Annotated in this window: 19 protein-coding genes and 2 tRNA genes; 8 read left to right on the forward strand and 13 right to left on the reverse strand. The window is 65.9% G+C overall.

Annotated features, from left to right (window positions below):
- Positions 1 to 7: 7 nt before the first annotated feature.
- The gene (locus AC1DDH_RS08560; protein ID WP_476955236.1) at positions 8 to 4342 is read left to right on the forward strand and encodes a Pls/PosA family non-ribosomal peptide synthetase; all 4335 of its coding nucleotides are present in this window, start codon (positions 8 to 10) and stop codon (positions 4340 to 4342) included.
- Here the strand turns inward: AC1DDH_RS08560 and AC1DDH_RS08565 are convergent.
- The 6 genes from AC1DDH_RS08565 to bcp form a co-directional block, all read right to left on the reverse strand.
- Complete coding sequence (locus AC1DDH_RS08565) at positions 4339 to 7518, reverse strand: efflux RND transporter permease subunit (protein WP_476955237.1); 3180 nt, start codon at positions 7516 to 7518, stop codon at positions 4339 to 4341. The two genes, AC1DDH_RS08560 and AC1DDH_RS08565, sit on opposite strands and share 4 nt — an antisense overlap.
- Positions 7519 to 7637: 119 nt before the next feature.
- Positions 7638 to 9140, reverse strand: a complete 1503-nt coding sequence (locus AC1DDH_RS08570; RefSeq protein WP_476871103.1) for a malate:quinone oxidoreductase — start codon at positions 9138 to 9140, stop codon at positions 7638 to 7640.
- Positions 9141 to 9218: 78 nt separating this feature from the next.
- A complete protein-coding gene (locus tag AC1DDH_RS08575) occupies positions 9219 to 10874 on the reverse strand; it encodes an ABC transporter substrate-binding protein (RefSeq protein ID WP_476955253.1) in 1656 nt (551 codons plus the stop codon).
- 240 nt (positions 10875 to 11114) lie between these two features.
- Entirely contained in the window at positions 11115 to 11792 is a 678-nt protein-coding gene (locus tag AC1DDH_RS08580) for a fasciclin domain-containing protein (RefSeq protein WP_476857810.1), read from the reverse strand.
- Positions 11793 to 12029: 237 nt separating this feature from the next.
- Positions 12030 to 12111, reverse strand: a tRNA-Leu gene (locus AC1DDH_RS08585).
- A 118-nt stretch (positions 12112 to 12229) separates the two neighbouring features.
- Positions 12230 to 12703, reverse strand: coding sequence for a thioredoxin-dependent thiol peroxidase (gene bcp / locus AC1DDH_RS08590; RefSeq protein WP_476857809.1), 474 nt, complete (start codon positions 12701 to 12703; stop codon positions 12230 to 12232).
- Positions 12704 to 12812: 109 nt separating this feature from the next.
- Between bcp and AC1DDH_RS08595 the strand changes: the two genes are divergently transcribed.
- Complete coding sequence (locus AC1DDH_RS08595) at positions 12813 to 13295, forward strand: MarR family winged helix-turn-helix transcriptional regulator (RefSeq protein WP_043433894.1); 483 nt, start codon at positions 12813 to 12815, stop codon at positions 13293 to 13295.
- 89 nt (positions 13296 to 13384) lie between these two features.
- On the opposite strand, the gene AC1DDH_RS08600 is transcribed toward AC1DDH_RS08595, so the two are convergent.
- Together AC1DDH_RS08600 and AC1DDH_RS08605 are read right to left on the reverse strand one after the other, a co-directional pair.
- Positions 13385 to 13774 carry a hypothetical protein gene (locus AC1DDH_RS08600; protein WP_476955238.1) on the reverse strand — a complete coding sequence of 130 codons (390 nt, stop codon included), beginning with the start codon at positions 13772 to 13774 and terminating at the stop codon, positions 13385 to 13387.
- 366 nt (positions 13775 to 14140) lie between these two features.
- Entirely contained in the window at positions 14141 to 14770 is a 630-nt protein-coding gene (locus AC1DDH_RS08605; protein ID WP_476857808.1) for a DUF2510 domain-containing protein, read from the reverse strand.
- A 288-nt stretch (positions 14771 to 15058) separates the two neighbouring features.
- On the opposite strand from AC1DDH_RS08605, the gene AC1DDH_RS08610 reads away from it, so the two are divergent.
- On the forward strand, positions 15059 to 15247 hold the full coding sequence (locus tag AC1DDH_RS08610; protein ID WP_476848899.1) for a hypothetical protein: 189 nt from the start codon (positions 15059 to 15061) through the stop codon (positions 15245 to 15247).
- Positions 15248 to 16116: 869 nt separating this feature from the next.
- On the forward strand, positions 16117 to 16275 hold the full coding sequence (locus tag AC1DDH_RS08615) for a hypothetical protein (protein WP_476955239.1): 159 nt from the start codon (positions 16117 to 16119) through the stop codon (positions 16273 to 16275).
- Positions 16276 to 16402: 127 nt separating this feature from the next.
- Here the strand turns inward: AC1DDH_RS08615 and AC1DDH_RS08620 are convergent, their stop codons facing one another.
- The 5 genes from AC1DDH_RS08620 to AC1DDH_RS08640 all read right to left on the reverse strand — a co-directional run bounded on the left by AC1DDH_RS08620 (position 16403) and on the right by AC1DDH_RS08640 (position 20230).
- Positions 16403 to 16861, reverse strand: coding sequence for a hypothetical protein (locus AC1DDH_RS08620; protein WP_476955240.1), 459 nt, complete (start codon positions 16859 to 16861; stop codon positions 16403 to 16405).
- A gap of 188 nt (positions 16862 to 17049) precedes the next feature.
- Entirely contained in the window at positions 17050 to 17595 is a 546-nt protein-coding gene (locus AC1DDH_RS08625; protein ID WP_476857806.1) for a hypothetical protein, read from the reverse strand.
- Positions 17596 to 17797: 202 nt separating this feature from the next.
- A tRNA-Lys gene (locus tag AC1DDH_RS08630) sits at positions 17798 to 17870 on the reverse strand.
- 116 nt (positions 17871 to 17986) lie between these two features.
- Positions 17987 to 19114: a PQQ-dependent sugar dehydrogenase gene (locus AC1DDH_RS08635; RefSeq protein WP_476857824.1), complete on the reverse strand. Its 1128-nt coding sequence runs from the start codon at positions 19112 to 19114 to the stop codon at positions 17987 to 17989.
- Between the two features lie 48 nt (positions 19115 to 19162).
- On the reverse strand, positions 19163 to 20230 hold the full coding sequence (locus AC1DDH_RS08640; protein ID WP_476955241.1) for a sunset domain-containing protein: 1068 nt from the start codon (positions 20228 to 20230) through the stop codon (positions 19163 to 19165).
- A gap of 185 nt (positions 20231 to 20415) precedes the next feature.
- Here AC1DDH_RS08640 and AC1DDH_RS08645 point away from each other — a divergent pair, with 185 nt between their 5' ends.
- The 4 genes from AC1DDH_RS08645 (at position 20416) to ilvN (ending at position 26106) form a co-directional block, all read left to right on the forward strand.
- Positions 20416 to 21354, forward strand: coding sequence for a LysR family transcriptional regulator (locus tag AC1DDH_RS08645; protein WP_230011110.1), 939 nt, complete (start codon positions 20416 to 20418; stop codon positions 21352 to 21354).
- A gap of 129 nt (positions 21355 to 21483) precedes the next feature.
- Positions 21484 to 23205: a dihydroxy-acid dehydratase gene (gene ilvD, locus AC1DDH_RS08650; protein WP_476857803.1), complete on the forward strand. Its 1722-nt coding sequence runs from the start codon at positions 21484 to 21486 to the stop codon at positions 23203 to 23205.
- Positions 23206 to 23692: 487 nt separating this feature from the next.
- Positions 23693 to 25591, forward strand: a complete 1899-nt coding sequence (locus AC1DDH_RS08655; RefSeq protein ID WP_028277928.1) for an acetolactate synthase large subunit — start codon at positions 23693 to 23695, stop codon at positions 25589 to 25591.
- Positions 25592 to 25593: 2 nt separating this feature from the next.
- The gene (gene ilvN / locus AC1DDH_RS08660) at positions 25594 to 26106 is read left to right on the forward strand and encodes an acetolactate synthase small subunit (RefSeq protein WP_018773531.1); all 513 of its coding nucleotides are present in this window, start codon (positions 25594 to 25596) and stop codon (positions 26104 to 26106) included.
- The last annotated feature ends 2 nt before the right edge of the window (positions 26107 to 26108 follow it).

The following is a 26108-nucleotide window of genomic DNA, read 5'->3' on the forward strand; positions in this document are numbered from 1 at the left end:
CTAAAGGATGGGCAAGACCGCGAGGACCGGAAACGGCCTCACCAGACCTCCCGAGTTGCGGGGAATCATGTCGATGATCGGCGGCTCGGAAGGCGGAACTGTCCTGACGTCGGCTGCGCCCGATCAGGCCGCCCGCTGGCGGCGGGGCGAGCGGTTGGACCGGCTGTTTGAGGATAGTTGCGACCGCTTGCGGGAACAGGGGCGCGGCGACCAGGTTGCCGTCGATGCGGGGGACGTTGTCCTGACGTACACGGAGCTGGATGAACGGGCGAACCAGCTGGCGCGGCATCTCCTGGTGTGCGGTGCCCGGCCGGGTGACCGCATCGCCCTGCTGTTTGACCAGCCATGGCGGGCCTACGTGGCGATGCTGGCCGTTCTGAAGATCCACGCGGCCTATGTTCCCCTGGACCCGGGTTTTCCCCCTGACCGTCTTCAGTACATTGTCGAGGACGCCAACGTGGCCATGGTCCTGTCTCTGTCCCATCTGAGGGATCTGCTGCCTGAGGTGGCCGCTGTCACGGTGTGCGTCGATGATGTGCAGGCCCAGATCGACGCCAAGGATTTCTCCCGTTTGGGAAGCGCGGACCACGGCGGGACCAAGGATGAGCTGGCTTACATTATCTACACCTCCGGCTCGACCGGCCGGCCCAAGGGCGTGGCAGTGGAGCAGGCCAGCATCTGCAATTTTGTCCGGGTGGCCTCTGACATCTACGGGATTGAGTCCACGGACCGCGTGTACCAAGGTATGACGATCGCCTTCGATTTCTCGGTGGAGGAAATCTGGGTTGCCTGGATGGTCGGAGCCACGCTGGTGCCCAAGCCGGGCCGGTCCAGCATGCTGGGTGCCGAACTCGCGGAGTACCTGCAGGAAAAACGGATCACCGCCCTTTGCTGCGTTCCAACGCTGCTGGCGACGCTTGACGAGGACCTGCCCGATTTGCGGTTCCTGCTGGTCTCCGGAGAGGCGTGCCCGAAGGATCTCGTGATGCGCTGGCACCGCCCCGGCCGGCGCTTCCTGAACGTCTACGGCCCCACCGAAGCGACCGTGACTGCCACCTGGTCGGTCCTGGACCCGGACCTGCCCGTGTCCCTCGGAGTGCCCTTGCCCACCTACACCGCGGTCATTGTGGATCCCGCCGAGCTTCGGGCCCTGCCGCGCGGTGAAATGGGAGAAATCGGCCTCGCAGGGGTGGGGCTGGCGCGCGGGTACGTGAACCGTCAGGACCTGACGGAGCGGGCCTTTGTCCCGGATTTCCTCGGAATCGAGAACAACCCGTCCGGCCGGATTTATCGCACAGGGGACCTCGGACGGGTGAACGACGACGGGCAGCTCGAATATTTCGGCCGGATCGATACCCAAGTCAAAATACGTGGCTACCGCATCGAACTGAGCGAAATCGAATCCGTCCTCCTGCAGCTCCCCGGCATTGCACAGGCAGTCGTACAGACGTATGAGCCGGAACAAGGAACCGTGGAGCTGGCGGCCTACTACACCCTTCGCCAGGACGTGGAGGGCGTGGATGCTCATGACCTCCACCGGATGCTGCGCACCAGGCTCCCCGGATACATGGTTCCTGCCTATTTTGAACAGCTGGACTCCATTCCGATGATGGCCAGCGACAAAGTGGACAGGAAGCGGCTACCCCGTCCCGAGCACAGGATCAGCCGGGCGGCTGCGGGGTCCTTCACTGCCCCCACAACCGCCGCCGAAGAGGCCCTGGCCGCGCAGCTTGGCACCGTCCTGAGCCTTGAGAAGGTTTCCACCGATGCCCACTTCTTCAATGACCTTGGCGCCGACTCGCTGTTGATGGCCCGCTATTGCGCCCGCATCAGGAAAGAAACCGCCCTGCCCGCAGCCGCGATGCAGGATATCTATGAGAACCCGACGGTCCGGCAGCTCGCCGCGTGCCTCGAAGCCCGGCACAGTGAATCCGTCCTCAGCGCGGCCGTAGCTGAGACCGGCGCCGTACCCCCGGTACCGATGCCACCACCCAGCACCTTCCAGTTCGTCATGTGCGGGGCAATTCAGTTGCTGATTTTCCTGGGTTACACTTCGTACGCTGCTTCCCTGCTGATTATCGGCTTCCAGTGGACATCCGGGGGCAGCAATCCATTTGACATGTGGCTGCGGTCCATTGGTTTCGGCGCCGCCATGTTCCTGATCCTTTCCGTGACCCCGATCCTCGCCAAGTGGATTCTGGTTGGGCGGTGGAAGCCGGGCAACATTCGAATATGGAGTCTGGCTTATCTCCGTTTTTGGGCAGTCAAGACACTTACCAGGGCTAATCCACTGGTCTTGTTCGCCGGCTCTCCGCTGTATGTGGTGTACCTGCGGCTCCTGGGCGCAAAGATCGGCAAGGGGGTGGTGATCTTCTCCCGGAAGGTGCCCGCGTGCCCGGACCTGCTCAGCGTCGGTGACAACACAGTCATCCAGAAGAACTCCTCGTTCCAATGCTATCGGGCACGCTCTGGCATGATTGAAACCGGTCCCGTGATGCTGGGCAGAAATGTCCTTGTGTCGGAGAAAACCACGTTGGACATCGGTACGTCGATGGGAGACGAGACTCAGCTGGGACATGCTTCATCGTTGCAGACCGGGCAGGTTGTACCTGATGGACAAATCTGGCACGGTTCGCCTGCTGCGCGCACCAACACCAATTACCTGCGTGTCCCGCCCACTAATTGCGGCACGCGACGCAGGGTCATTTTCAGCCTTCTCCAGTTGTTCAACCGTTTGGTGCTGGTGGTTCCGGCGGGCCTTCTCGGGCTGGCCGTGCTCCTGCCGCCCTACCTGAGCACCGGACACCTGCAGCCGGGCTCCCCAAGCTTTTTCATAGACGTACTCGCCGTAACGCTGGTTCTGTTCGTTGTCGGGCTGATCACCGGCCTGATCATCATCTTCAGCATCCCGCGTTTGCTCAACCGCTTCATCAAGCCGGAAAAGGTCTATCCGCTGTACGGCGTGCACTTCACCCTCCAGCGCATGATCGCCCGCGTGTCCAACGTCAAACTGTACAAAGACGTCTTCGGCGACAGTTCGTACATCGTGCACTATCTGAAGGCCTTGGGTTATAACCTCGGCAGGGTGGAGCAAACCGGGTCAAACTTCGGCCCCACACTGGCCCACGAGTCGCCGTTCCTGAGCTCAGTGGGAACAGGAACTATGGTCGCGGACGGCCTCAACATGATGAACGCCGACTTCTCAAGCACGTCGTTCCGTCTCTCGCGGGTCCACCTGGCTGGCCACAACTTTCTCGGTAATGCCATCAGTGTTCCGATCGGATCCAGGGTCGGGGAGAACTGTCTCTTGGCCACGAAGGTGATGATTCCGATCGACGGTCCGATCCGTGCGGATGTGGGCCTGCTGGGGTCACCGCCGTTCGAGATTCCCCGGTCTGTTCAGCGTGACGCCCAATTTGATGAACAGACGATTGCAGAGGCGCGGAACAGCGCTCTCCCGGCAAAGAACCGGCACAACATCCTGAGCATGGTGCTCTTCCTGGCCGTGCGCTGGTTCCTGTTGTTTGTTGCCACACTCAGCGCCGCCATTGCCGTGTCGGCATTCAGCTTCCTCGGTGTGCTGGCGATCGCAGCCATGATGCTCGCCTTGCTGCTGTTCCGCGTACTGATTGCCGTGCTTGTTGAGCGCTCGGTCATGGGCTTCCGCCACCTGAAGCCGCAATACTGCTCCATCTACGACCCCTACTTCTGGCGGCACGAACGTCTATGGAAGCTGCTGGCCATGCCGGGCTTCAACGGAACCCCGTTCAAGCCCGTGATCTGGCGAATGCTGGGCGTCAAGGTCGGCAAGCGGCTCTACGATGCCGGCGCCAACATACCGGAGAAAACTCTTGTGGCTATCGGTGATGATTGTGCGTTCAATGAAGGAGCCACCATTCAGGGCCACTCCATGGAAGACGGGGCCTTCAAGTCCGACTACATCGTTCTCGGCAACCGCTGCTCCCTTGGCGTGGATTCGTGGGTCAACTACGGGGTGACGATGCAGGATGGTTCGTCACTCGGTGCCGACGCCCTCTTGATGAAGGGCGAAGACGTCCCGGAAGATTCAACCTATACCGGCAACCCGGCGCGGGAGGTGACAAGCCCCGTCGCCCCTAAACCGCTCGCGGCCGTGGTTTCTGGGAGCCCTCGCTACGGCGTTCCGCGCCACGGTGGCCCCCGCCACCGGGAAGCCGTCGCAGTACCCGCTGGACTCGTCAGACTCTCGAAGGGAACCTACGCAACTCACGGAACGCACAGGGCGCCCAAGGCAGCGCGGACCCTCGTCAAGCCTAACGTCGAGGCCGAGGACAAGGCAGGGACGCCCGGTTCTGGTTCCTAGTGCGAACTGGTTGGCAGGGGAGCGTCTTCCGGGAAGTCGTCGGGGAAGTCCTCGGTCACGGCCGGACCGGAATGGCGTCCACGGCGCAGCGACTTCTGTAGTGCCCTGCGCTCGCGCCGGCCTTCCACGAGCCGGTACAGCACCGGGACCAGGATGAGTGTAAGAGCGGTGGAAGAGATCAGGCCGCCGATCACCACGATCGCCAGGGGCTGGGAGATGAATCCGCCGCCGCCGGTCAGTCCCAGCGCCATCGGTGTCAGGGCGAACACCGTGGCGAGCGCCGTCATGAGGATGGGGCGGAGGCGCTGGCGGGCGCCGTGCATGATCGCGTCCGCCACGTTCATCCCGGGTTCGCCGTTGCGCGGCTGGCGGTACTGGTTGATGAGGTCGATCAGCACAATCGCGTTGGTCACCACGATGCCCACGAGCATCAACATGCCGATCAGCGACGGCAGGCCCAACGGCACACCGGTCACCACGAGCAGGGCGATTGCGCCTGTCGCGGCGAACGGGACGGAGACCAGCAGGATCAGCGGCTGCACGAGCGATTTGAACGCAGCCACCATGATCACGTAGACGATCGCGATGGCGGCGAGCAGCGCGAGCCCGAGCTGGCGGAACGAATCGGCCTGCTGCGTCGTGGCACCGCCGATCGTGGCGGTCACCCCGGGCGGCAGCTGGACTGACTTGAGCCGGTTCTGCACCTCGGTGCTGACCGCGCCGAGGTTGGAGCCCGACGGCGTCACCGAGACCCGCGCGGTGCGCTGGCCGTTGCTGGCGGTGATGGAGACGGGGACGTCCACCTGCTCTACCGAGGCGATGCTGCCCAGCGCAACGGCGCCGGCCGCCGTCGGGAGCGGCATGTCCCGGACGGCCTCGATGCTCGTGAAGCGGGTGCCCTCGCCAATCCGGACCGGGAAGTCGTTGGTGTCGATGCGGATCGTCCCGGCCGGAATCGGGCTGATCGTGGCGGCCAGGACCCCGGCCACGCGCTCCTCGTTCAGGCCGGCCGCGACGGCCTTCGCGCGGTCCACCTTGACCTGGACCACCGGCTGGCTGGCGGCCAGGTTGGTGGCCACTTCGCTGCTGCCCGGGACACCGTCCATGGCCTTGACCATCGCGTCACTGGCCGTCTGGAGATCGGCGGTGGTGGCGGCCTTGAGGGTGATGTCCACGGTTGACGAAGTGCCGAAGCCGCCCTGCTGGGAACCAACCGTGATCTTTCCGGCGTCGCCGAGCTTGGAGAGTTCGCTGCGGACAGTCTCCTGGAGCTTGCCCTGGTTGGCTTTCTCGTCCGTCACCACGGTGAACGTCGAATTGGACGCGCCGGAGGAGAGCAGGGCCGAGAAGCCGGTCTGGGCGTTGCCGGTGGTGGCCTGGACGTCCTTGATTCCGTCGATGCCCCGCAGGGTGTCCTCGACGCGGATCGCCGAAGCGCTGGCCTCGTCAAGGCTGGTCCCTGCCGGCAGGGCCTGCTTGACGGTCATGCTGTTCTCGCCGGAGCGGCCCAGGAGGTCGGTGGCGAGCAGCGGGGACATCGCCACGGTGCCGGCAAGCACCAGGGCCGCGGCGACCAGGGTGAGGACCGGGTGCCGCTGCGTGCCGGACAGGACAGGCAGGTAGCCGCGCTGCAGGAGCGTGCTCTGCTCGGCCTCGTGCGCCTTGGCGGCAATGCCAGCCGCAGAAGCCGGAGAGCCGGTGACGGCGGGCGTGCGCAGGAACCAGTAGGCCAGCACCGGCACGATGGTCAGCGAGACCAGCAGCGAGGAGAGCAGGGCGATGGTCACTGTCAGGGCGAACGGACGGAACAGCGCACCGGCCAGGTCGCCGACGAAGGCGATGGGCAGGAAGACGGCCACGGTGGTCAGGGTGGACGCCGTGATGGCGCCGGCAACTTCGCGGATGGCGGTTCCGATCGCGGTGATCTTGTCCTCGCCGTAGCTCAGGTGCCGTTTGATGTTTTCGATGACCACGATCGAGTCGTCCACGACGCGGCCGATGGCGATGGTGAGCGCGCCAAGGGTGAGGATGTTGAGTGAGTAGCCGGTGCCAGCGAGGCCGATGAACGTGATCAGCAGGGACAGCGGGATGGACACGGCCGTCACCAGGGTGGCGCGCACGGACATCAGGAACACCAGGATCACCAGGACGGCGAAGCCCAGTCCCAGCAGGCCCTCGGTGGTGAGGTCCTTGATGGACTTCTCGATGAACGGCGCCTGGTCGAAGACCGGGGTGAATTTGGCGTTGGAGCCAAGCTCGGCCTCAAGTTGCGGGATGGCGTCCTTGACCGCGTGGGAGATCGCGACGGTGTCGCCCTCGGGCTTCTTGGTCACGGACAGGGCGAGGGTTTCCTTGCCGTTGGTCCGCGTGATTGACGTGCGGGCGTCCTCGACCAGGCTGACATCCGCCACGCTGCCGATCGTCGCCGCATCACGGGCCGCGCCCAGCGGGAGGGCCTTGATGGCGTCGAGGGAGTCGACCGGGCTGCCGATCTGCAGCGAGAGGGTTTTGCCCTGTTCCTCGATGGTGCCGGCCGGGACCAATGCACCGTTGTTCTTCAGCGCGTCGCTGATGGCCTGGAGGCTCGTGCCCGATGCCGCCAGGTCCCGGGGCCGCGGCAGGATCTGGATGTGCTGCGTGGCGCCGCCGGTCACGTCGGCGCCGCGCACGCCGTCGAGCTTCTGCAGCACAGGGACGCTGAGCCGGGCGAGATCGGCGTTGAGTTCACTGAGCGGTTTGTCGGAGGACACGGCCAGGAAGACGATCGGGAAGTCGCTGATGCTCCCGGCGATCGCCTGCGGCTGGACGTCCTTCGGCAGGGCCTGCTTGGCGCTGGAGATGGCGCGGTCGATCTGGTTCCGGGCCCGGTCCAGGTTGGAGCCGTAGGTGAACGCCAGGGAAATCTGCGAGACGCCGTTCCGGGACGTTGACGACGTCGATTCCAGCCCCTCGACGCTGTTCAGCGCCTTTTCCAACGGGGCACTGATCTGCTTGTCCACGACTTCCGGCGACGCACCGGGCATCGAGGAGATCACGGTGATCTGCGGGAACTCGATGGAGGGGATGAGCTCCTGTTTCAGCGAGGACATCGTGATCACGCCGAAAACGCAAGCGAACACCGTGATCAGCGCGATCAGGGCCCGGTTGGCGAGAGACAGCTTTGCGAGCCGGAACATCTCATGGTCTCCTGGTGGGTCGGGGGCGTCCTGCACAACGGGACATCAAAAAACGGGGACGTCACGGGTTGCAGCGGTCCCAAACCAGCAGTGTAAACCAGCCGCGGCCGGGCACCGGCTTAGTTGCTGGCGGTGACCTGTTCGAGTTGCAGCGCCTTGGCCGTCTCGGCCTCCAGCGTGGCGGCGAGCTCAGGGTTGTCGTTGAGCTTGACGCCGTAGCCGGGCATCATGTCCTTGAGCTTGGACTGCCAGCCCTTGAAGTTCTTCGGGAAGGACTTCTGGAGCAGCTCGATCATGATCGGCACGGCGGTGGACGCGCCCGGGGATGCGCCAAGCAGGGCGCCGATGGTGCCGTCGCGTCCGGCGATGACCTCGGTGCCGAACTGCAGCACGCCGCCCTTCTTCGGGTCCTTCTTGATGATCTGGACCCGCTGGCCGGCGGTGATGAGCTCCCAGTCGCCGTCCTTGGCCTCGGGGTAGTACTCCCGCAGGGCCTCGACCTTGTCGCCGTGACGCTTGGCGACTTCCTTGATCAGGTAGGCGGTGAGGTCCATGTTGTCCTTGGCCACGGCCAGCATCGGGATGATGTTGGAGGGGCGGATGGACAGCGGCAGGTCCAGGTAAGAGCCGCTCTTGAGGAAGTTCGTGGAGAAGCCGGCGTACGGGCCGAACAGCAGGGAGCGCTTGCCGTTGACGTAGCGGGTGTCCAGGTGCGGCACGGACATGGGCGGGGCGCCGACAGACGCCTGGCCGTAGACCTTCGCGCTGTGCCGGGCAGCGATGCTCTCGTCGGTGCAGCGGAAGAACTGGCCGGAGACCGGGAAACCGCCAAACCCCTTGCCTTCCGGGATGCCGGAGGCCTGCAGCAGGTGCAGGGCACCGCCGCCGGCTCCGACAAACACGAACTTCGCGTGGATGGAGCCGTGCTCGCCGCTCCTGGCGTGCTTCAGCGACAGGTCCCAGCCGCCGCCGGACGCGCGCTTGATGTCGCTGACGTTGTGGCCGTAGTTGATCTCCACGCCGTTGTTGCCCAGGTAGGTGGTCAGCTCGCGGGTCAGGGCGCCGAAGTCGACGTCGGTGCCCTCGGCGGCGCGGGTCGCCGCGACGCGCTGCTTGGGGTCGCGGCCCTTGACGATCAGCGGGGCCCACTTGGCGATCTGCGCGTGGTCCTCGGAATACTCCATCGAACGGAACAGCGGGTTCGGCTTGAGTGCCTCGTAGCGGGTGCGGAGGAACTTGGTGTGGTCCTCGCCGATCACGAAGCTCATGTGCGGAACGGTGTTGATGAAGCCCTTGGGGGAGCCGATCAGCGAGTTCGAGACGAGGTGGGACCAGAACTGGCGGGACAGCTGGAACTGCTCGTTGATGTTCAGGGCCTTGCCGGGGTCCACCGAGCCGTCTTTGGCTGCGGGGGAGTAATTAAGCTCACACAGGGCAGCGTGTCCGGTACCGGCGTTGTTCCACGGGTCGGAGCTTTCCAGTCCGGGCTCGTCCAGACGCTCAAAGAGCGAGATGGTCCAGTTCGGCTCAAGCTGCTTGATGAAGGCGCCGAGCGTGGCGCTCATGATGCCGCCGCCAATCAGGACGACGTCGGCGTGTTGGGTCTTGGAAATGAAAGTCACAATCAGTCTCCGATAGCAGCGGCTCTGGCTGTCACAGAATATCCCGCACCGCCCACTAACTGAAATTGGCCCCGGGCGTCAAGGCCTTAGCTCGACCTTTGTGAAAACTTCGTTCAGCACCGGCGACGCCGGGTACTTCAGCACCCGGTCCGAGAGCGCCAGGGCCGAGATCGGGAAGGCAATGGGAACCGCGGGCACCGTGGCCGCGATCTGCCCGTTGATGGTCTGGTACTCCTCGGTGCGGTCCTTGCCGTCCGGCAGGCCCCGGGCCCGGGCGATCTTGGAGAAGACCTGGGGATCCTGGTAACCGAATTCGCCGGTGTTCTCGCCGAAGAGCGGGCCCACGAAATTGTCGGGGTCCGAATACGAGCCGTTCCAGCCCAGCAGGTGCAGGGCGTGGTCGCCCGGGGACGTGACCTTCTGCAGGTAGCCGTCAGCCCAGTCCACCGGTACGGGCTTGACGTTGAGCCCGACGGCGGTCAGTTGCCGGCTGATCTCGGCGTACACCTTTTCCGGCGTCGGCAGGTATGGCCGGGTGACGTTGAGCGGATAGTAGAACTTCAGCTCCTCGCCCTTGTAGCCGGCCTCGGCCAGGAGTTCCTTGGCCTTGCCCGGGTTGTAGCCGAGCGCCGCGGCATTGTTGTTGAAGCCGCTGAGCTTGGGCGGAACAAACTGGGATGCCTGGGCCGTGTTGTCGATGAAGAACCGGCGGATCAGAGTGTCCTTGTCAAGCGCCATTTCGATCGCCTGGCGGACCTTGAGGTTCTGCAGGATGGGGACCTGCTGGTTCATGCCCAGGTACATCACGGAGAACGGGTCCCGCTGGATGATCTGCTTTCCGCTCTTGACCAGTTGGTCAAAGTTTCCCACGGTGACGGCGTCGTAGGCGTCGATCTTGCCGTCAAGGAGCGCCTGCATCCGGGTCTGCGGGTGATCGTAGGTCACGAACTTGATGGTGCCGATCTGCCCTTTGTCACCCCAGTAGTCCTTGTTGCTGGCCAGGGAGACGCTGCCCGAGTCCCAGGAGCCGAAAACGTACGGCCCTGTGCCTACCGGGTGGAGGCCGTAGGCGGATACCGGCTGCCCGCCCCGGCGCTGGTTCAGGACGTCAGCGTTCTCCGCGGCGAGGGCCTTGGGCGAAGAGATCGCGAAGGCCGGCAGGGTGAGGGCCTGGAGAAAACCCGTGAAGGGCTGGGTGAGGCCGATCTGCACATTGTCCGGCGCGACGGCGGTGCAGTTCTTGTATATGGACAGCGACGCCTGGTCCGCATGGGCCTTGAAGACGCCCTTGAAGGTGGTACCGGTGGCCTGTTCGCGGAGGGCCGGTGAGAAGTTGAACCAGCGGTTGAAGTTGGTGCAGACCGCGGCGGCATCGAACGGTGTCCCGTCCTGGAATTTAACGTTCCCGCGCAGCTTGAACTCATAGGTCCGGCCTTCATCGCTCTGGGACCATTCGGTGGCCAGCAGCGGCGTGGGTTGGCCGGTGGTCTGGTCTACGCCCACGAGGCCTTCCAGTACCTGCCGGGTGACGCGGTATGACTCGACGTCGGAGACCAGGGCAGGATCGAGCCCGAGCGGCTCCGAGCCGGTGCCGAAGGTGAAAAGCGCGGTAGGTGCCGCGCTGGCGGTGGCAGAGGCGGTGGGGGAGCTGGGTGCCGGGCCGAGGCTGCCCGTGCAGGACGCGAGCGGCAGGACAAGGAGGACGGCCCCGATGCTGGCGGCAATCCGCCGCACTGTCCTGCTGGGCACTGTACTGCTGGGCACTCGAGAATCACCTCTGGGAACTGGATGGTCCGCCGGCTGCGGACCAGCCCTAGTCTAGTTGACGGCCGGGTCCGCCAGCTCTTGTGGCACACCGCCGCAAGGCGCACGGCAGCGCAAAAAGCGGAGGCCCGCACCTGGTGGTGCGGGCCTCCGCTTCTCCTAGTGGTCCAGGGAGTCAGGCTGGAGCCGGGCAGGAGTGCAAAGGGCTGACTACTTGGGCATCAGGACTGAGTCGACCATGTAGACAGTGGCGTTGGCGGTCTGGACGCCGCCGCAGACAACGTTGGCGCCGTCAACCTTGAGGGCATCCTTGGTGCCGGTGACCGTCACCGAACCGCCTTCAACCGTCTTGTGGGTGCCGACGATCTGGTCCGGGGTGATCTTGCCGGGGACAACGTGGTAGGTCAGGATCTTGCTCAGCGTGGCGTCGTCCGTCTTCAGGGCCTCGATCGTGGCCGGATCGATCTTCTTGAAGGCGTCATCCGTCGGGGCGAAGACGGTGAATTCGCTGCCGTTGAGCGTGTCCACCAGGTTGACCTTGGGGTTGAGCTTGCCGGACACGGCGGCGGTCAGGGTGGTGAGGATCGGGTTGTTGGACGCCGCGGTGGCTACCGGGTCAAGCGCCATGCCGGAGACGGAGCCGGCACCGCTGGGAACCTGGGCGGCGTAGGCGGCGCAGCCGGAGCCGACGAGGTTGGCGGCCGGATCCATGGCCGCGGCGGAGGCGCTCGTGGAGGGGGAGGCCATGCTGGATTCCGCCGGTGCGGAGGACGGGGCCGAGGAGGCGGGGGCCGACGAGGCGCTGGATCCGCCACAGGCAGTGAGGCTGAGCATGGCGGCAGCTGCGATACCTGCAACGGCGAACGTGGTGCGCTTGATGTTCTGCATTTCGGTTTCTCCTTTGTTGTGCCGATGTTTGCCGGCGGCGAATTTTTGCCGCTGCGGCCCTTTCCCGACTGTTGGGCACCGACCCTTGGTTGGTGTCTCAATGGGTATTCGGCTGCTCGGAGGAAACGGATGGGTGCGGATGTGAAATTCTTTTTGGCGGGGTCAAAACTCCTGAAAAATCCCGGAACAGCGCCGGAAACCACAAGAACCCCGGTCCGAAGACCGGGGTTCTCTCTGTGCGCAAGGGGGGACTTGAACCCCCACGCCCGAAGGCACAGGAACCTAAATCCTGCGTGTCTGCCAATTTCACCACTCGCGCGCGGCGCCGTCGTCGTCCCGGGAAAGAACCCCGGCGGCGGACGCCAGGCTCCATTGTACCTATTGCCGGTTTGCTGGTTGCAACGGCTGCCGCGGGCGGACGGACCGGAGACCGGGGACTAGGCGTCGAGTTTCAGGTCCCGGCGAAGTTTGGCGACATGCCCGGTGGCCCGGACGTTGTACTGTGCGACGGCAACCCGGCCGTCGGCGTCGACGACGATGGTCGAGCGGATCAGGCCCTGGTAGGTCTTGCCGTAGTTTTTCTTTTCGCCCCAGGCCGCGTAGGCCTCGGCGACGGAGTGGTCCTCGTCGGAGAGCAGCGGGAAGTTCAGCCCCTCGGCGGCCGCGAACGCGGCAAGCTTCCCGACGGGGTCGGGGGAGATGCCCACGACGTCATAACCTGCGGCCTGAAGCGCGCCGAGGGAATCCCGGAAATCGCAGGCCTCCTTGGTGCATCCCGGCGTGGCGGCTGCCGGGTAGAAGTAGAGCACGGTCTTCCGGCCCCGGAAATCCCGCAGGCTGACGTCCTGTCCTTCGGCGTTCTTGAGGGTGAAATCCGGTGCTGTGGCACCGGCGGTGAGTCGCTCGGACACGGGTGTCTCCTTGGTGAGGTTGGTCATGAAGCGGGGTGATAATCCAGCGTAGTGACGCGATCGGCGCCGGACGAATCCGCTGCTCGCTATACTCTTGGGTATGCCTGATATGGATCGCTGGCCCACGGGCCGCCTATTGTCCACGGCAGCACGTCTTGTAGAACACTCCTGGAACGAAAAATTGGGGGCCATTGGCCTGACCCATGCCGGGGTGATCGCCATGGAGGTGCTCTCGGCGAATGGGCCGATGACGCAAGCCCAATTGGCCCAGCTCGTCCGGGTCCAGGCCCAGACGATGGGCAAGACACTGAGCCGGCTGGAAGCGCACGGCCACATTTCGCGGCACCGCAGCACCTCCGACCGGCGCAGCCATGTGGTGTCGCTGACTGACCAGGGGCGCGAGGCGGTTGCCGCGGCCGCCGACATGGAACGTTCCGTGCTCGCCGCCACGCCCATTGACCCCGACGTGCTGCGGCAGGAGCTCCAGGCCGTGGTCAGGGTGCTGGCAACCAAGTCTTCCTCGCCGGAGGCCAATGCCATCGTCACGGCTGCCGAGCCGGGCGCCATTGCCGGGGCCACCCCGCTGAATTAGCCACGCTGCTGAGGGGGAACGGGAACGGGACGGCAGGGTTTCCCGCCGTCCCAATCAGTTCCGTTCTCGAGGCCTTCAGTGGTGACCGGTCACCAGGTGTTCCTGTGGTGGTTGTGTTTCTTATTGTCGTGCCGGTTTCCGTGATGGTCCCAGAACCCGTCCTTGTCATGCCGGCAGCCGTCCCGGCCCGTCCATGAGCCGCGGTGGTCGTTGTCGTCACGCCAGTTGCCATGATCGTCGCGCCAACCCCATCCGTCGGCGTTGTCATGCCACCGGTTCTCCCCGTCCCACCAGCCATTGCGCGTGTCGTGCCGGTTGTTGTCCCGCATGTGGTGCCGGTTCACAAATGAGGACTGACTCCAGGAGCTGGCGGAGGCGGTCGAAGTGGTAACGGCGGCGCTGGCAGGCACGGCGCTGGCGCCCAGGCCCAGTGCGGCGGTCACCGCGGTTGTTCCAATGATGCGAATAGCCTTGTTCATGAAACTTGGTCCTTACGGAGATCGATTTCCCTGGCCCCGGGGGCGGGCCGTGCAGGCATGCTGCCGGGGGCCCATGATTTCCGTGTCTGCTGACGCGATCCTCAGTGTGGGCACCGGGAGATCTGAATATCATCTTTGGTGGTCGCGTCGGGCCCTCTGGCCGGCGTTGTTGTCGGTCCGGGTCTGCAGGACCGGTCGCTCCAGAACTGTTGCCCGGAGCACCTTTCCAGTCAACGCCCCAGCATTGACTCTCAAAAGGGACTAAAGACCCTGTTTCTGCCGCAATCGGACGGATCGTTTCAGGAGCCAGGAAGCTGGCGGTCGGAGCAGCCCCGGCACGTTGGCCGCTGCCTGGGCTGACGCTGCCTACACCGTTACAGCCTGGTTCGCCAGGGTGGCGACGATGGCTGACATTTTGAGGCCGGTGAGCACCGCCGTGAGCAAGACGACGCTGATCGTGACCCACACCGGGGCGAGCCCACGCCGCGGGGCGACCTCGTGGACGATCACGGAGCGGCCAATCACGTAGACCTCCCTGCTGAGGAACACCCACGCCCAGTGGAACGGCCGGACAACGCCGTCCTTGCGCAGCCGGTCCCAGTCCAGGTACGCCAGGAGGGCGGACACACCGTAGGCCACGAAACTGATTGCTATGAAGAGGAAGTAAGGCGCCGTGAAAATCGACGCCGGATCAATTGTCTGGATCTGCCGCGGGCCCACGGTGCGCAGCCGGAGCACAGGGTTCCAGAACATCAGCAGGATGAGCGGCACGAGCGGCAGGGCCACAATTGTCCAGATGTACGCGTTGTAGACCGGTGTCCGGTCGCTGATGCGCCTGCGCTGCGCCACCGGGTGGCGGGGCGGCGTCGCCTGGAACTGGGGTGCGTTGAACTGGCCGGTCCAGGCCGAACCGTTCCACCACTGAAGCCGGCCCGAGCCCGCCGGGTCCGGATACCAGCCAGGGCCAGGGGCGGAGGCGTTGGGCGGGACGGTCATGGCTGTTCATCCTTTGCGGGGCGTGGCGCGCGTTGGTTTCTTCTGTTCCGTGACAGAGCGTACAGGGGTATGGGCAACTCCATGATTCCCCCATTGGTCGCAGTGGTGCACTGGATGGAGTCTAACCGCGGCCCGTGCCGGCGGGAAGGCCGGCCGACGGCGCAGACCCGTCCGCTGGAACCCTTGGGCCAGCCTGCCGCCCAGGCGCAAAAGGGCAGTCCGGAAGTATCGACGCGCCAGCCGATCGGGAGGACGATTAATAGGCAATCACCACGAAGGAGGTCAGTGATGTGCTATTCGTACAACAGGGATTCCTGGCGGGAAACCAGGAAGGATGCCGCAAAGGAATCTGAGGATCGCCCGGAGACGCGGTCGCAGGCGCCGGAATTCAGGTTCTGGGCCTTCCCCCGCCGCAGCAAGGAGTTCACGGTCGAAGAACCGGAGAAGGTGCGCGACCGTTCCCGCGAGAAGGTCTGATAAATCGATGTGCATGAGGCGGCCGCTGAACCACACAGATCACTGTGACGGTTCGGCGGCCGTTTCATGGCCGGGCGGGCCGGCGGAGGCCAATGGCCGCGGAGACGCCTATGAGCAGGCCGCTGAGCGCCAGCAGGAATCCGCCGGCGAGACTGCCTTGCCCGTCCGGTCCGGGACCGACCCTGCCGGCCGCCGCTGCGGAAGGATTCGCCGTTGCGGACTCCGGGCCCTGGCCAGCGTCCGGCGACTGAGGGGCGGACGTTCCCGCCGTGGCCGGGACCGGAACGGAACCCGCCGCCGGTGGGGTGGGGGCTCCCTGGCTGACGGAGGGGGCGGGGCCCGGCGTCGGCGGAGCCGCGTCCTGTCCGGGGACCTGGCTTTGAGACGGCGACTGTGACGGTGGTTGGGGCGGCGCGGGGTCCGACGGCGGCGCTGTGCTGCCCGGGGGAGTCACACTGGGCGCCGGGGAAGCGGACGGTGGGCCCGGCGTCGGCGAGGCGGGGCAGATCTTTACGGGAAGAAGGCCGGCCGGCTTGCAGCGCCCGGCCGTGGCTGGCAGCGCAAGGACCAACGGCGAGACCGCGAGCAGCAGGGCCACGGCGGATGCGGACAAGGCCTTCCGGGTGGAGTTCATCCTCACCATCGTAGGGTTCCACCGCCGGCAGCCAGGGAATCCCGGCCTTTGCGTGTCTCCTTAGCCCGGGCAAGGTCTTCGCTCAGCAAGCCATCGTCACTGTGGACCAAGAATCGGTAGGGTGAGCCATCAGCACTGGGCAGCGACAGCGAACCCCGCTTCAGCCAAAGGCCCCAAGCATCCGGAGATCTGACTCATGCCGACCACTGAGGGCCGCAAGCGAATGGAACCCCGGATGACTCGCGGCTCCTGGAAGTTCAGCGCCTGGTCAGCCGCCGGGCTGGCCCTGATCGGTGCTCTGCTCGCCCTCAACAAGCTCTGGCCGGAAAGAGGCTTCGACGCCGCCTCCTTCTGGATCTACACGGCCATGTTTGCGATGGCGTGGTCCAACTAGCGCATCTGCTCAGGGTCCGGAGAAACGACGCACCATTCTGGGACGCGGAAGAGGCCCGCCGAGCCGACTGGGATCAATGGGGCCGGCAGCTGTAGTACCGGCTCCGGCTGCACAGCAGACCTGGCACTCAACGCGGCAACGATCTCCAGCTGCGGCCCTGGAAGGCCAGCACAATGGTCCAGGCGATCGGCACCAGCGGGGAGGCGGACTCACCCAGGAATGCGAGGACCGCAAAAACGATCCAGAGCCCGCCGGTGATGACGGACAGGACGACAAGCGCCTTGCGGGTCATCACGAAGGCGGGCATGTTGACACCTTCGGCTCGCAGGGCACGCGTTTCAGCGGCTGCTCCCCGGACCAGGGGGACGAAGACCGCGGCCAGGGCGGCAGCGAACAGCACGGACCGCCACGGCTCGGGTATGCCCGCTGCGCTCAGGACGCCCTGCAGGACACCGTTCAAGAGGAAGAGCCACAGAAACCCCCAGACGACCAGCCGGCGCCGCTTCGGCGGCATTCCCTCCAGTGAGTCGGACGGCCACGATTGCCACTCGTACGTTCTACCGCCATCACCGCTTCCCGAGGTCATGGCGACAGACTACGCGCACCCGTCCCGGCCGTAGTCGATGTCCTGGAACAGCCACGCCTCGCAACGCGAAAGGGATCGAGAGCAGCATTTACGGTCGGCATCAGTAGTCCCTCCACCGCGCGAGTCCCTCCACCACATGTTGGGCTGGGTCCGATGCGCTGAGTTGAGTCCATACAGGCTCGTTAGCCTCACTGGCCCGTGACTTTGATTCCGGCGACCGCCCCGGTCCAGGCGCCGGTCGGGTCCGGGCGGGTCAACTGGGCACTGACGTAGCCCTTCTGCAGTTGGACGACCTGCGATTGGGTTCGCGAGCAATCGACCTCGAACACCGTGTGCTCTGTTCCGGCCAGCGAGTTCTGGGAGAGGAAGATCTGGGCATGGGGGATGCCCACGCACGCCGCGGTGACTGTGTGCGGACCGGCGGTCGTCACCGTTGCGGCTTTGGTGAAGCCAACCCCTGGCCCGTCCGCCGGACCGGCGTCAGAGAGGAGGACGGACCCTGGCGCCTCGGCCAGACGCTTGTGCAGCTCGGCGTAGTTGCTCGCTTCCACGCCCAGCACCCCCGGATCTTTGGTCGGGGCGGCGGGCGCCGGCCGGTGGCTTTGCCCGGCCGCCGTCGGCCGGGGATCGCCCTCGTCCTCGTAGGCGCAGGAGGCCAAACTACCGGCGAGCAGCAGGCCAACAACGTATGCCGCAGCGCAGCGGACTGTTTTCGTTCCCCCAGGACCAGACATGGGCCGAGTCTACGGTCAGTGCCCTAAATGGCGAGTCATCCCGGGCCGGCCGGTCGGGAGGACTTAGCCAACCTCATTACGAGTCTGGTCTGCGGCACCAGCCCGGATCCGGCTTGTCGCGGCGTCGCGCCGGCCTTTCGCCAACAAAAAAGAAACCCCGCCTCGCAGGCCGCTAAGCCTGTAAGACGGGGTTTCTCGCTTGTGCACCCCCCGGGACTCGAACCCGGAACCCATTGATTAAGAGTCAATTGCTCTGCCAGTTGAGCTAGAGGTGCATCTGTTGTTTTCGTTCACCGGGGCTTTTTATTTCCCGCGTTGTTCTCCGCAACGACATGAAACTCTACACGAGATTGGCTGTCGTGTGAAATCGAGGGGCGCGGGATGGTCCGGGTCAGCCGGGGAGGTTCAAAATCAGCGCGAAATCAGGGTTTTGCCCGTTGCTGAGGAGCCACAGGCGCCCGTCAGGAGCGAGTGAAACGTTGCGCACCCGGCCGTACTTTCCTGTGAAATAGCTCACAGGATCTCCGGCGAATTCGCCGTTGAGGGGAACGACCCAGAGCCTTTGGCCGCGCAGGGCGCCCAGGTAGGCGGTGCCGCCGACAATTTCGAGTCCGCTGGGGGAAGACTCCGCCGTCGACGGCCACACCACCTTGGCGTCCAGGAAGCCGGGGCGGTGCGGGGCGCCCGTCACCTCGGGCCAGCCGTAGTTGCCGCCCGGCACGATCAGGTTGAGCTCGTCGTTGACGTCCGGGCCGAATTCGCTGGCCCAGAGCCGGCCCGCGCTGTCCCAGGCCAGTCCCTGGACGTTCCTGTGGCCAAAGCTGTAGACCGGGTTATCACCAAACGGGTTTCCTGGTGCCGGCCTGCCATCCGGAGTGAGGCGGAGGATCTTCCCGCCCAGCGCCGCGCGGTCCTGCGGCTGCTCCCGGCGCTGGGAGTCGCCCGTCCCCACATACAGGAAACCGTCGGGCCCAAAGCGGATCCGGCCGCCGTTGTGCGTGCCGGCCTTGGAAATGCCGGTGAAAACCGGTTCCAAGGCGCCGAGCTCCAGCCTGCCGCCACGTTCCTCCAGCCGCATGCGGGCGATTCTGTTGTCCGCCGCCGCGGTGAAGTAGGCGTAGAGGTAACGGTCCGACGCGAAGTTGGGGGAAAGGGCAAGGCCCAGGAGGCCGCCTTCGCCGCCGGGCACGACGCCGGGCACTTTGCCGACCGTACCGAGCTGTCCGTCTTTGATGGTCCTGAGCAGTGCTGTGTCGCGCTCGGAGATGACCGCGGTGCCGCCGGGTAGATGGACCGTGGACCACGGCAGCTGCAGCCCATTAACCCGGCCCGCAACCGTGGGCTCACCCGCTGCCCCGGCCGTACCCGCTGCTCCGGTGGCAGTGCGGTCTCCCGGCTGAACCACGGGCGAGGTTGAGCCGCCGGTGCAGGCGCTCAAGAAAAACAGGACAACGGCAAGCGCCACGGCCCGGGCCGCTGCCCTGCCAGCGAAGCGCCTGCCGGTAAAACGCGGGAGTATCAAGGGACGCGTTGAGGGGGGGGATGGGTCGGCCGCCCGGACCGCCGGCTACTGCCGTGTCCGGCGCGGCGGCCGAAACCCGGCTGCTTCGGCGTGGGCCGGGGAGGCAAACCACACCTCAGCCCGGGTTTCTTCATACGCCGGGCTGGTCTCGTCGTGGTAGATCATTGACGAGGCATTGCCCTTGACTGTGAAACCCTCAGGGCCGCTTCCGTCAGCCGCCGGAGCCGCTGAGCCCTCGCCGTAGGGCTGCTCGGTGGCCAAGTGGCCGGTGGGCTCGGCCGTTTGGCTGGCGGAGGCCTCGGCCCCTGCCGGCGAGGCCGCCATCTGCGTCGTTTCCGTGTCAGGGGGACCTGCGGGCTGTGTCCCGGCGTCGGGCACTCCGGGCATCGCCGTGCCGATGCCGGTACCAGCGCCAGTGCTGGTTGAAGTGGCCGTGCCGGTAACGGTGTCCTCGTCGTCGGCCGGTTCCGCGGCTGCCGATTCCGCCCCGGGCAGAGTCGGCGCGTGGGGCTCAGTGTATTCGGGGTGGTGGACGGGCAGGCCCGCCGCCCCAGTCTCCGCAGCAGCGCCAAGCTCGGCGGCCGTCACAGCGTGCGCACCGCGGGCCGGCTCAGCGTGGGCCGCGGCGGTGTGTGTCTCCGCCGGCGGGGCGGTCTCGGACCACTGGGTCTCCCACTCGGCATTGCCCGGGGCGCCCGTTGCTTCCGGGGCGGCCTCGGCGCCCGGCTCGATGATCGTGGCCGCGGTGGCCGCTGCGGGCTCGGTMGCCTCGGGGGCGGCCGTGGCCTCCCGGGCCGGTGCGTCCGGCTCAGGCGCCGGCGCTGCCTCGGGCGCGGCCATCGCGGCACCGGCGGCGCCCGCCGTCGGACCCGCGGCCCCGGCCGGGCTAACCGGACTGGCCGCCGCCGTCGAACTGGCCGCCGAACCGCTCGCCGCACCAGACACCGGCGTCGAACCGGCAGGGGTGTCAGAAGAAATGCCGGCAGCAGTGCCGGTGCTGGTGCCTGCGGCGGATGAGGAATCTGCGCCCGGGCGGCTCTTGTTGCGGTTCAGCAGCCGCCAGACCACAGCGACCACCACGATGATGACAACGAGCCAGACGATCCAGTCCATAGCAGAGCCTTTCAGTCCGTATTCAGCCCATGAGGCATGGTTGCCGATGCTTGACGTTACGTCCGGGCAAAGCCGGCTGTCCACCCTCCCGGCGGCCAAATGCCGGGCATTCCTGAAGCGGATCCCTGGCCCGATGAGCAACCCGGAACCGGAACCAAACCCGGCCCGGCGTGTAGCCTCGCCTCATGGATTTCAAGCGACTGCAGATACTGCGTGAACTCGCCGGCCGCGGGACCGTAGGCGCCACGGCCGAGGCCATGAAGGTCACGCCATCTGCAGTGTCGCAGCAACTGAAGACCCTCCAGGAGGAACTGGGCGTCGTCCTGGTGGAGAAGTCCGGCAGGGGAGTGCGCCTTACCGAGGCAGGGCTGGCCATGGCAGGCGCCGCCGCCGACGTGTCGACGGCCATGGCGCGGGCGGAAGCAACCATCGACACGTACCGGCGCGGCTGGCAGACGCGGGTGGTGGCAGCCTTCTTTCCCAGCGCCGCGGAGATGTTCCTGCCGGGCATGCTGCACCGGGTCAAGGCCGTCGAGGGGCTGCGGTTCGAGGCGCATTTCGAGGACCCGGGCGTTGCAGGGTTCGCCGGGCTGACCGCGGACTACGACATCGTCCTGGCGCACAGTGTCGACGGTCCGGAAGTCTTCGGCGGCCAGGGCCTGACAGTGGTGCCGCTGCTGGACGAACCCCTGGACGTGGCTTTGCCGGCCGGGCACGCTTTGGCCGGCAAAGCCACACTGTGCGCCGAGGACGTCGTCGGCTTTCCGTGGATGGGAGTCCCGGAGGGATTCCCCTTCGACACCGTGCTGCGCCAGATCGAGGTGCGGGCCGACTCGCAGGCGGTCCGGGCCCAGCAGTTCCCGGATTTGCGGGTCCTGGAAGCCCTGGTCAGCGCCGGGCACGGGCTGAGCCTGCTGCCGCGGTACACGGCGGTCAGCAACCAGGGCCGGGGGTTCGTCCTGCGCCCGCTCGAGGGTGTGAAGGCCAGCCGGAGCATCGTGGCGCTGGCCCGTCCGGACGTCGCGGCCCGGACCACCATCCAGCAGGTCCTGGCTATGCTCAAGGCCGAGGCCCAAGGTGTCGCCGAGGCCCCGGAACTGCGTGACACGGCTCACCAGGCCTAGGTCAAATCGGGTCCCGGTTTCATGATGTGAGACGAGAGTCCACTATTTGATCGAAATATTCCCGGTTTTCCGCTTAACGCTCCGTTCTTGGGTCGTTGGCGCCTGTAGCAGAGCCCTAGACTTTGAGCCATGAGTCAGGACACCCACACAGCAGCAGACACCAAGCCGGACATCAAGCCCCGCAGCCGGGTCGTTACCGATGGAATCCACGCCGCCCCCGCTCGCGGCATGTTCCGGGCGGTCGGCATGGGCGACGACGACTTCGCCAAGCCGCAGATCGGCGTGGCGAGCTCGTGGAACGAGATCACCCCCTGCAACCTTTCGTTGAACCGGCTCGCCCAGGGCGCCAAGGAAGGCGTCCACGCCGGCGGCGGGTTCCCCATGCAGTTCGGCACCATCTCCGTCTCGGACGGCATCTCCATGGGCCACGAGGGCATGCACTTCTCCCTGGTCTCCCGCGAAGTCATCGCCGACTCCGTCGAGACGGTCATGCAGGCCGAGCGGATCGACGGCTCTGTGCTCCTGGCCGGCTGCGACAAGTCGCTGCCCGGCATGCTGATGGCCGCGGCCCGCCTGGACCTGGCCGCCGTGTTCCTTTACGCCGGCTCCATCATGCCCGGCTGGGTCAAGCTCGAGGACGGCTCCGAAAAGGAAGTCACCCTCATCGACGCGTTCGAGGCCGTCGGCGCGTGCGCCGCCGGCAAGATGAGCCGCGAGGACCTGGACCGCATCGAAAAGGCCATCTGCCCGGGCGAGGGCGCCTGCGGCGGCATGTACACCGCCAACACCATGGCCTGCATCGGCGAGGCCCTGGGCATGTCCCTGCCCGGCTCCGCCGCACCGCCCTCCGCGGACCGCCGCCGCGACGCCTTTGCGCACAAGTCCGGCGAAGCCGTGGTCAACCTCCTGCGCCTGGGTATCACCGCCCGCGACATCATGACGCGCAAGGCGTTCGAGAACGCCATCGCCGTCACGATGGCCTTTGGCGGTTCCACCAACGCCGTGCTGCACCTGCTCGCGATCGCCCGCGAAGCCGAGGTGGAGCTGACGCTGGAGGACTTCAATCGGATTGGCGACAAGATCCCGCACCTGGGCGACCTCAAGCCGTTCGGCCGCTACGTCATGACCGACGTCGACAAGATCGGCGGCGTGCCGGTGATCATGAAGGCACTGCTCGACGCCGGCCTGCTGCACGGTGACTGCCTCACCGTCACCGGCAAGACCGTGGCCGAGAACCTCGCCGCGATCAACCCGCCGGACCTGGACGGTAAGATCCTGCGCGCACTGGACAACCCGATCCACAAGACCGGCGGCATCACCATCCTGCACGGCTCGATGGCCCCGGAAGGCGCCGTCGTCAAGAGCGCCGGTTTCGACGCCGACGTCTTCGAAGGCACGGCCCGCGTGTTCGAACGCGAACAGGGCGCGCTCGATGCTCTGGACAAGGGTGAGATCCACAAGGGCGACGTCGTTGTGATCCGCTACGAAGGCCCCAAGGGCGGCCCCGGCATGCGCGAGATGCTCGCCATCACCGGCGCCATCAAGGGCGCGGGCCTGGGCAAGGACGTCCTGCTGCTGACCGACGGACGGTTCTCCGGCGGAACCACCGGCCTGTGCATCGGCCACGTCGCGCCGGAAGCCGTCGACGGCGGCCCCATCGCGTTCGTCAAGGACGGTGACCGGATCCGCGTGGACATCGCGGCGCGCACCTTCGACCTCCTGGTCGACGGCGCCGAGCTCGAGGCCCGCAAGGTCGGCTGGGAGCCGCTCCCGGCCAAGTTCACGAAGGGCGTGCTCGCCAAGTACGCCAAGCTCGTCCACAGCGCCTCCACGGGCGCGTATTGCGGCTGATCCTCCGGGCCTGGGTGACCAGGCTTAATAAGGGAAGCTCCGAGGGGCCCCGAACGCACGGCGTCCGCGCCGGGTGTTCGGGGTAGGAGATTCCCGCCTGCCGCCAATGTGGGCGGCTCGCCGTTCGGTGGCGGGGGCAAGGGGAGGCCAGGAGGACCAGCTAGTGGACACCGTTGTCCAAATAGTGAGACACGGGCCGGGCTCGTTGACACCCGTCTCACTCAGAGGGAAAACTGAACGCATGATCGAGATCGTTACAGCCGGAGTCACTGAATTTGAGTGCACTGCAGTCGAGAGCGCTGCAGGTGTTTCCGTCGTACTTACCAAGCGCGTGGCTCATTAGCCTTCACTGGTAAAGAACCGTCACGCGCAACCCCTCGAAGAGCCCGCCGGCTGAGGGGTTTTTTTATTTCCCGCTTCACCAGCCGCACCACCAGAACAATCCAGTAGTTCCACGATCACCGAAGATCCACAAAGGAAGAGTCCGATGAGCAAAGGATCGCCGATCAGCCCCTCGCTGATGGCCACCAAGTCCACTGGAGCCCACAAGGCTCCGGAACGCGTCGAACGTCCGGCTGACGCCGGCGTCGACTCTGCTGCCGTCTCTCCTGTCCTCGGACCGAACAACGTCGTACCCCCGACGGTCATGACCGGTTCGCAAGCAATTGTCCGTTCGCTCGAAGAACTCGGCGTCCAGGATATTTTCGGTTTGCCCGGTGGCGCGATCCTGCCCACCTACGACCCCTTGATGGCCTCCAAAATGAACCACGTTCTGGTCCGTCACGAACAGGGAGCCGGCCACGCCGCGCAAGGCTACGCCATGGTTACCGGACGGGTTGGCGTCTGCATCGCCACCTCGGGCCCGGGTGCCACCAACCTCGTTACCGCCATCATGGACGCCCACATGGACTCCGTGCCGATAGTGGCCATTACCGGCCAGGTCTCCAGCGGGGTGATCGGCACCGATGCGTTCCAGGAAGCGGACATCGTCGGGATCACCATGCCGATCACGAAGCATTCCTTCCTGGTCACGGACCCCAACGACATCCCGCATGTGATGGCCGAGGCGTTCCACCTGGCGTCCACCGGACGCCCGGGCCCGGTCCTCGTGGACGTCGCCAAGGACGCCCAGCAGGGCCAGATGACGTTCTCCTGGCCGCCCAAAATCGATCTTCCGGGATACCGGCCGGTGGTGCGCGGCCACAGCAAGCAGGTCCGCGAGGCCGCCCGGCTCATTTCCGGTGCCAGCAAGCCCGTGCTCTACGTCGGCGGCGGAGTGGTCAAGGCCCACGCCTCGGCCGAGCTGCGTGAACTGGCCGAGCTGACCGGCGCCCCCGTGGTCACCACCCTGATGGCCCGGGGCGTGTTCCCGGACTCGCACCCGCAGCACGTGGGCATGCCGGGCATGCACGGCACGGTTTCCGCCGTGACAGCCCTGCAGCAGTCGGACCTGCTGATCACCCTGGGCGCGCGGTTCGATGACCGCGTGACCGGCATCCTGAAGTCCTTCGCCCCGAACGCCAAGGTCATCCACGCCGACATCGATCCGGCGGAAATCTCCAAGAACCGCACGGCCGACGTCCCGATTGTCGGCTCGGTCAAGGAGATCATCCCGGAGCTGACCGAGGCCCTGCGCCTGCAGTTCGAAGCCTTCGGCACCCCGGACCTGACCACCTGGTGGGCCTTCCTTAACAACCTCAAGGAAACCTACCCGCTCGGCTGGACCGAACCCGAGGACGGCCTCAGCGCCCCGCAGCGCGTCATCGAACGCATCGGCGCCCTGACCGGTCCCGAGGGCGTCTATGTCGCCGGCGTCGGACAGCACCAGATGTGGGCCTCACAGTTCATCAAGTACGAACGCCCGCACGCCTGGCTCAACTCCGGCGGCGCCGGCACCATGGGCTACGCCGTGCCGGCGGCCATGGGCGCCAAGGTGGGCGAACCGGACCGCGTGGTCTGGGCGATCGACGGCGACGGCTGCTTCCAGATGACCAACCAGGAACTGGCCACCTGCGCGATCAACAAGATCCCCATCAAGGTCGCCATCATCAACAACTCCTCCCTGGGCATGGTCCGGCAGTGGCAGACCCTCTTCTACGAGGGCCGCTACTCCAACACCGACCTGAACACGGGACATGACACGGTCCGCATCCCGGACTTCGTCAAGCTGGCGGACGCCTACGGCTGCGCTGCCTTCCGGTGCGAACGCGACGAGGACATCGACGCCACCATCCAGAAGGCACTGGAGATCAATGACCGCCCGGTGGTCATCGACTTCGTCGTCAGCCCCAACTCGATGGTGTGGCCGATGGTCCCCGCGGGGGTCAGCAACGACCAGATCCAGGTTGCCCGCAACATGACCCCGGAATGGGAAGAGGAGGACTGAACATGACCCGCCACACATTGTCCGTTCTGGTCGAAGACAAGCCCGGTGTGCTGACCCGCGTCGCCAGCCTCTTCGCCCGCCGGGCCTTCAACATCAATTCCCTGGCCGTCGGCCCCACCGAGGTCCCGGGCATGTCCCGGATGACCGTGGTGGTCGACGCCGATGGCGAGCTGATCGAACAGGTCACGAAGCAGCTGAACAAGCTGGTCAACGTGATCAAGATCGTCGAGCTCACCTCCGAATCTTCCGTACAGCGTGACCACATCCTGGTCAAGGTACGTGCGGATGCCGCAACACGCCTGCAGGTCACCCAGGCTGCAGACCTGTTCCGCGCTTCAGTGGTCGACGTCTCCACAGAGTCGGTGGTCATTGAGGCAACGGGCCACCCCGAGAAGCTCACGGCACTCTTGTCAGTGCTGGAGCCTTTCGGCATCCGCGAAATCGTGCAGTCCGGCACCCTGGCCGTTGGGCGGGGATCCCGCTCCATGAGTGACAGGGCCCTCCGCAGCGCGTAACA

The organism is Arthrobacter sp. 10T425 (genome assembly GCF_056393985.1).

Bases quoted from the DNA above. Each gene is read 5' to 3' on its own strand.
- AC1DDH_RS08560 (WP_476955236.1), top strand. From the start codon at position 8: ATGGGCAAGACCGCGAGGACCGGAAACGGCCTCACCAGACCTCCCGAG.
- AC1DDH_RS08565 (WP_476955237.1), bottom strand. From the start codon at position 7,518: ATGTTCCGGCTCGCAAAGCTGTCTCTCGCCAACCGGGCCCTGATCGCG.
- AC1DDH_RS08580 (WP_476857810.1), bottom strand. From the start codon at position 11,792: ATGCAGAACATCAAGCGCACCACGTTCGCCGTTGCAGGTATCGCAGCT.
- AC1DDH_RS08595 (WP_043433894.1), top strand. From the start codon at position 12,813: ATGGATCGCTGGCCCACGGGCCGCCTATTGTCCACGGCAGCACGTCTT.
- AC1DDH_RS08600 (WP_476955238.1), bottom strand. From the start codon at position 13,774: ATGAACAAGGCTATTCGCATCATTGGAACAACCGCGGTGACCGCCGCA.
- AC1DDH_RS08605 (WP_476857808.1), bottom strand. From the start codon at position 14,770: ATGACCGTCCCGCCCAACGCCTCCGCCCCTGGCCCTGGCTGGTATCCG.
- AC1DDH_RS08610 (WP_476848899.1), top strand. From the start codon at position 15,059: ATGTGCTATTCGTACAACAGGGATTCCTGGCGGGAAACCAGGAAGGAT.
- AC1DDH_RS08615 (WP_476955239.1), top strand. From the start codon at position 16,117: ATGACTCGCGGCTCCTGGAAGTTCAGCGCCTGGTCAGCCGCCGGGCTG.
- AC1DDH_RS08620 (WP_476955240.1), bottom strand. From the start codon at position 16,861: ATGACCTCGGGAAGCGGTGATGGCGGTAGAACGTACGAGTGGCAATCG.
- AC1DDH_RS08625 (WP_476857806.1), bottom strand. From the start codon at position 17,595: ATGTCTGGTCCTGGGGGAACGAAAACAGTCCGCTGCGCTGCGGCATAC.
- AC1DDH_RS08645 (WP_230011110.1), top strand. From the start codon at position 20,416: ATGGATTTCAAGCGACTGCAGATACTGCGTGAACTCGCCGGCCGCGGG.
- ilvD (WP_476857803.1), top strand. From the start codon at position 21,484: ATGAGTCAGGACACCCACACAGCAGCAGACACCAAGCCGGACATCAAG.
- AC1DDH_RS08655 (WP_028277928.1), top strand. From the start codon at position 23,693: ATGAGCAAAGGATCGCCGATCAGCCCCTCGCTGATGGCCACCAAGTCC.
- ilvN (WP_018773531.1), top strand. From the start codon at position 25,594: ATGACCCGCCACACATTGTCCGTTCTGGTCGAAGACAAGCCCGGTGTG.